Here is a 6,127-nt window from a genome sequence, read left to right as displayed (position 1 = left end):
AGCGGAACAATTATGAACACAAGCTGATGCTGTAGATTAGACTGCAAAGTGTATGAAAACTGTACTCTCTTACCAAAAGTACAGCCTGCTCGCTCATTACCTCAAAGTTAAGCGGGACTTAAGGTCTTCCACTCAGATACCGTATAGGATGAAAAGAGATCAGAATAAAACTGAGGGGATTCTTTACTATGAAAATGCCGCTATTTCAGGCACTGAATCCATTTCCATATTTCGGGGGTGAGCTGGGTTTCCAACTCATAGCTGTATGAGTCGAACACTGGTCTGGTTCAGAAGCGACCTTAGAGTCAGAGATAATCCTGCCCTCTATCACGCTGCAGAATTTAGTGAGGTCATTGCCGTCTATTGCCTGTGTCCGGATCAATGGCAAGAACATAATGACAGTCCAAATAAGCTTTGGTTCTGGATGCAGAGTCTGAATAGTCTGGAAAAGGCTCTTGGAAGTCTCAACATCCCTCTGGTCGTCATCAAGCCAAATCGCTTTGAAAACTGTGCTGAACAGCTTGTTCAACTGGCTCAAAAACTTAAGTGTCAGAGCATCAGTTTTAACAACGAACACGGTCTTAATGAGGAACAAAGAGACCTTACTGTCGAACAGCGGTTTACTGAAAAAATGCTGAAGTGTCAGCGTTTCACAGACCAGACTTTGACCACCCCAGGTCAGTTGCTGAATGGAAAAGGTGAGTACTTCAAAGTTTTTACCCCCTTCAAAAAAGCACTCTACCGAACGATTGATCCGCACCAGATACTGCCGTTACCGGTGCCTGAAAAACAAAAGCCTGTAGAGCTGGCAGAAGAACGAATCGACTATCAGAATCTGTACTCACCTGTGGAAGAACTTCCAGAACTATGGCTTGCTGGAGAGGAAGAAGCTGAAGGTCGTCTCAAAACATTCATTGAGTCTCATGGGGAAGACTATAAACATCTCCGGGATTTTCCTGCCAATGATGCCACCAGCACACTCTCTCCCTATCTGGTTTCAGGAACGATTTCCCTGCGCCAGTGTTTTCATGCGGCACTTCAGGCCAACAGTGGAGAAATGGACTCCGGAAACGATGGTCTGCAATGCTGGATGAGTGAATTAATCTGGCGGGAATTCTACAAACATATTTTGCATGGCTTCCCCAGGCTTTCCAGAGGGCGGGCATTCATCCCGGAAACCGAACGGTTACCCTGGAATCAGGATGACCCTTCATTTAATGCCTGGTGCAGAGGTGAGACCGGGTTTCCATTGGTGGATGCTGCTATGAAACAACTGGTGAATACCGGCTGGATGCACAATCGCCTGAGAATGGTCACCGCCATGTTTCTGACCAAAAACCTGATGATCGACTGGCGCCTTGGTGAAACATTTTTTATGCAACATCTGATTGATGGCGATTTATCCGCCAATAATGGTGGCTGGCAATGGTCTGCCAGCACGGGAACGGATGCCGCCCCCTACTTCAGAATGTTTAACCCTGTCAGTCAGTCCGAAAAATTTGATTCCGATGGTCAGTTTATCCGTCACTGGCTCCCCCAACTGGAAAAGCTCAGCAACAAGGAGATTCACTCCCCCTGGCAATACGATATTGATGAGATCAACTACCCGGCACCTATTGTCGACCACAAAGCATCCAGAGAAAAAGTACTCTCCGCTTTCAAAGCACTGAAACAGCCATGAGTAAAATCAAACAGCCGCGCTGAAATCAGTTACATTGAAAGTAGAGGGATAAAAAAGGAAGTGTTGAATGGCTATTGTCTCGATTCCAGAACCTGAAAAAGACATCAAACTGGGCATCAGTGCCTGCCTCATGGGCCAGAAAGTCCGGTACGACGGTGGGCACAAACGCTCTTCATTCTGTATGAACACCCTGAGCCAGTACTTCCACTTCGAGCCAGTCTGCCCAGAAGTTGCCATTGGACTGGGCACGCCCAGAGAACCTATCCGGCTAGCAGGGGATATTAAACAGGTACGAGTTGTAGGTACGGATCATCCGGATAGAGATGTTACCGATCAACTGACTGATTATGGCAACAAAAAAGCCAAAGAATTGACAGATATCTGTGGCTATATCCTGATGCAGAAATCGCCGAGTTGCGGCATGGAGAGGGTCAAGGTCTACCATAAAAACGGCACACCTTCAGGAGTCAGCTCACCCGGCGCCTACGCCAAGGCACTTATAGAAGAACAACCTCTGTTGCCCGTTGAAGAGGAAGGCCGCCTGCATGACCCGGTTTTAAGGGAGAACTTCTTTACCCGTGTTTATGCCTATCACCGCTGGCACAATGAAGTGCTCAAAAATCCCAGCCATGCAGCAGTGGTTCATTTTCATTCTGTCCACAAGTACATGCTCATGGCCCATAACCCCAGTGATTATACTGCCCTGGGAAGACTGGTTGCTGAAGGCGGCAAGATGCAACTGGAACCCTATCTGGATCAGTACTTCAAAGAGTTCATGAACACTCTGAAAAAACGGGCTAACCGGAAGTCCCACACCAATACCATGTTGCACATTATGGGGTACGTTAAAAAAACCGTGGATACCAAAGAACGAAACCAGTTTCTCAAATTGGTAGAAGAGTATCGCCAGGGTATAGTACCGTTGGTGGCCCCCATGACCATGTTACGCCACTTTATTGAAAACAATGGCAATGAGTACATTCAGGAGCAAACTTATCTGCACCCTCACCCAGATCAATTAGGGCTCAGGAATCAGATATAACGGCCGCAACGGATTTCACATTTTAATCTTCAGGCTGATATTCAAGAATATCTCCGGGCTGGCAGTCCAGATAGTCACAGATGGCTGCCAGTGTTTCAAACCGGACGCCTTTAACCCGCCCCCTTTTCAGCAGTGACAGGTTAGCTTCAGTAATACCAATGGCTTTAGCCAGTTCCTTTGAACTGACCTTTCTTCGGGCCAACATCACATCAAGATTCACGACAATTCTCATGGTTAGATAAACTCTTTGTTCTCCTGCTCAATCTGCCGTGCAGCTTTCAGCACATGCAACACAACCACCATGAAAAACAAGATGAAGATTTCTGTCAGATCCAATGAAAGCATGGTGACTGAGTCTTCAAAAAGCTGGCGATGATAAAAACTGATACCCAACGTAAACAGAATATGGCCCACAAACATGGCGACCTGAACCCAAACTAGCCAGAGATAACAGCGAATACTCTCCTGACTGAAATAATTTCCCTGCTCAAAGCTGCTTAGTAAGCGACAAGCCCAATACACCAAAACAGCCCACAAGATCAGGCCTGGGGCGGTATAGAGAAACAGTGCGCCTTTATTCGCTTCAGACTCATACCACAGTTGCTGAAACTGGGTTGAATCCGAGTTGAAGTTATACGTTCCCTGATAAAAAAAGCTCCAGAGCAAATAAGCTACTGCGACAGCACTGAGACTCAGAATCAGCCAGCGTATCGCCTTGCTGATTACCTTGATTTTATTGGTCGTCACGGGCTTCCCCTTTTTTGCCCAGTATATCGCTTCTTCATATATTTCCCTAAAAAGATTATTTATTATCGTTTTACAATAATTTTTAATTGAATTACAGTAACTGAAAAATAATAAGGACATTCAGACAATGAAAATGATGAAAGCACTTAAAATCCCGGCCCTATTGCTACCCATCTTCCTGAGTGGCTGTGTGATAAACACGCCTTCTGATGACTACGTGGCTCTTGAGGAACCTCAAAAACTCATCCCCATCACTGACCTCTTTAACGAATCCAAAATCAGTCATTTGAAATTATCCAGTGATGGACAATGGCTCGCCTGGTTACAGGACAATAAGGGTGTGAACAACCTATACCTGAAGTCGGTTAACAGCCAGAACAGTCATGCCTATCCATTAACTGACTTCACGGAAACCATTAAGGCATTCCAGTGGGCGAAGAATTCCAATGATATCTTTTACTTACAGGATTTTGGCGGAGACGAAAATCATCAGATCTATCATTTAGAGCTGTCTGGTGAGCAGGAACTGAAAGTTGCCGAGAGTCGTAGACTGACGACCCGGGATAAAACCAATTACAGGCTTCTGGGTCAGGTAAAAAATGATCATGGCCAATTGATATACATGGCCAACCATGACGACCCTGCCCGGATAGACCTTTACTCATTCGATTTAAAATCAGGTGAACAGAAACGTATCCTGCAGAATGACCATCACTTTCTGTCCATCGAGGTCGATGAGAACGGGCAACCCGCTGCAGGCGTTAAGATGAATCCTGACAGCTCTTATGAATTGTTCAGTTTTAGTAAGGGCACCTGGACAACCCGGTTAAAAACCCAACCCGGAGAGTCCATTGATCTGCTCCAATATAACCAGAAAAAAAATCGTGCTTATATCTCCACCAGCCTGGGCGAACTCGATAAACTGGGTTTAATGTCCATCAACCTGTCGAATAGCAACCTGACTTCTATTCATGAGGATCCAAACAACCTTTCCGACCTTTTCAAAGCCAGCTTTTCTGAAGATGGAGCCCCTCTCATGGTGTCGTACTATTACGGTCACAAAGAGGACTATGTTCTGGAAACAGACTTTGCTGAACATTGGCAAAACATTCAGAACCACTTCAAAGAAAAGAAAGAAATTACCCTTCTGGAAAGAAATGAGAACACAGGCAAGTCACTGCTGCTGACAGCCAGTGGCAGAGATGCAGGAAGTTATTATTTTTATGATGAGAAAAAGAAAAAGCTCGAGTGGTTGTTAAACAAAGACAGTCAGTTAAACCCTGATCTTTTGTCACCTCGAACCTCCATTACCTATAAAACCCGTGATGGCGAAACTATTCAGGCTTACCTGACTCTGCCATTAGGAAAAACCTCAGACCTGCCTGCCATTGTCTTGCCTCACGGTGGACCCTGGGCCAGAGATTACTGGACACTGGATGCAGGTTATTTCAACAGAGTCGCCCAGTTACTGGCCAATAGAGGCTATGCCGTTCTGCAGCCCAACTTCAGGGCATCCACCGGTTTCGGCGAGCGTTTCTACAACCTTGGCAACCAGAACTGGGGCACTGGCTATATGCAGCATGATCTGAGTGACGGGGCTCAATACCTGATTGATAAGGACATTGCAGACCCTGAACGCATCGGCATTCTTGGCGCCTCCTATGGCGGTTACGCTGCTCTGGCTGGAATCACATTTACTCCCGATCTGTATCAGGCGGCTATCTCTTATGTCGGGCCATCCAGTCTCGTAACCCTGATGAATTCATTCCCTGAATATTACCGCCCCTACCTGGGTAACTGGTTTACAGCTGTGGGCGATCCCCTGATTCCTGCGGATGTTGAGAATATGCAGTCCAGATCGCCTATTAACTTTGTTGATAACATCGAGACCCCCCTGTTATTGATACAGGGAGCCAATGACCCCAGAGTCACCCAGCAGGAATCCGATAATATTGCACGTCAAATGTTCAATAAAGGGTTGCCTGTTGAGTATATTCTTGCTGAAGACGAAGGGCATGGTTTCTACAAAAGAGAGAATAATCTGGCGGCCCTGTTACAAATGGAGCGCTTCTTCGCTGAGCACCTTGGAGGAAAGCTTCAGCCACTACAAACTGCCGAAGTGGAACAACATCTGGAGTCGTTGAAGGTAGATATTTCCAAACTGTGAGCAGGTATTTAGCCGTTGATACAATTTGCGACAATTTCCTGAATCCCTGACAAAGGTTCAGACCCTCTCCTCCATACAATGACGGTTGATTAAAGCTACTCGTTCTTCAACCATGAAATACCCACGTTACCTGGCATTGGGAAGCTTGCTCTTCCTGATGGCAGGTTGTGCAACACACAATGCAGTATCCCCCCCGGAAGCCCCGTTGCCCGCTTCCTTTTCTCAGTCAGGCTCAGAAACCCAACCTAGTACATCATTCCAAATTAATCGTCGGGTAAAGCTTCGTCAGCTTTATCCGGGCATCTTCTGTTGTAAATCTCCACTCCATCTGGCTCTCGATATTGTTGCGTCGTGACGCCCAGACCAAGACCTCTGATTTCAGAGCATCCTGATCTGGTATACGGCGGTTCAGACATTGGCGACTGAGTATACTCAATTCAATTTCTGCCATGTTCAGCCAACTGCCATGCTTGGGCGTGTAATGAATATC

Annotated in this window: 6 protein-coding genes; 3 read left to right on the top strand and 3 right to left on the bottom strand. The window is 46.3% G+C overall.

Annotated features, from left to right (window positions below; genetic code table 11):
- Positions 1 to 265: 265 nt before the first annotated feature.
- Together phrB and ACR2PX_RS00105 are read left to right on the top strand one after the other, a co-directional pair.
- Entirely contained in the window at positions 266 to 1,681 is a 1,416-nt protein-coding gene (gene phrB, locus ACR2PX_RS00110) for a deoxyribodipyrimidine photo-lyase (protein WP_433997331.1), read from the top strand.
- 67 nt (positions 1,682 to 1,748) lie between these two features.
- Positions 1,749 to 2,723, top strand: a complete 975-nt coding sequence (locus tag ACR2PX_RS00105) for a YbgA family protein (RefSeq protein WP_433997330.1) — start codon at positions 1,749 to 1,751, stop codon at positions 2,721 to 2,723.
- Positions 2,724 to 2,745: 22 nt separating this feature from the next.
- Here ACR2PX_RS00105 and ACR2PX_RS00100 read toward each other — a convergent pair whose 3' ends face one another.
- Both ACR2PX_RS00100 and ACR2PX_RS00095 read right to left on the bottom strand, forming a co-directional pair.
- The gene (locus ACR2PX_RS00100; protein ID WP_433997329.1) at positions 2,746 to 2,955 is read right to left on the bottom strand and encodes a helix-turn-helix domain-containing protein; all 210 of its coding nucleotides are present in this window, start codon (positions 2,953 to 2,955) and stop codon (positions 2,746 to 2,748) included.
- Between the two features lie 2 nt (positions 2,956 to 2,957).
- Entirely contained in the window at positions 2,958 to 3,470 is a 513-nt protein-coding gene (locus ACR2PX_RS00095) for a DUF2975 domain-containing protein (protein ID WP_433997328.1), read from the bottom strand.
- A gap of 127 nt (positions 3,471 to 3,597) precedes the next feature.
- Between ACR2PX_RS00095 and ACR2PX_RS00090 the strand changes: the two genes are divergently transcribed.
- Positions 3,598 to 5,637: a S9 family peptidase gene (locus ACR2PX_RS00090; RefSeq protein ID WP_433997327.1), complete on the top strand. Its 2,040-nt coding sequence runs from the start codon at positions 3,598 to 3,600 to the stop codon at positions 5,635 to 5,637.
- Positions 5,638 to 5,890: 253 nt separating this feature from the next.
- Here ACR2PX_RS00090 and ACR2PX_RS00085 read toward each other — a convergent pair.
- A partial coding sequence (locus tag ACR2PX_RS00085; protein ID WP_433997326.1) for a transposase occupies positions 5,891 to 6,127 on the bottom strand: 237 nt, incomplete at its 5' end.

Source organism: Endozoicomonas sp. (genome assembly GCF_051008435.1).
Classification (GTDB): domain Bacteria; phylum Pseudomonadota; class Gammaproteobacteria; order Pseudomonadales; family Endozoicomonadaceae; genus Endozoicomonas_A.
Note: the sequence above shows the minus strand (reverse complement) of the source record. Positions and strands in the feature narration are given on the sequence as shown.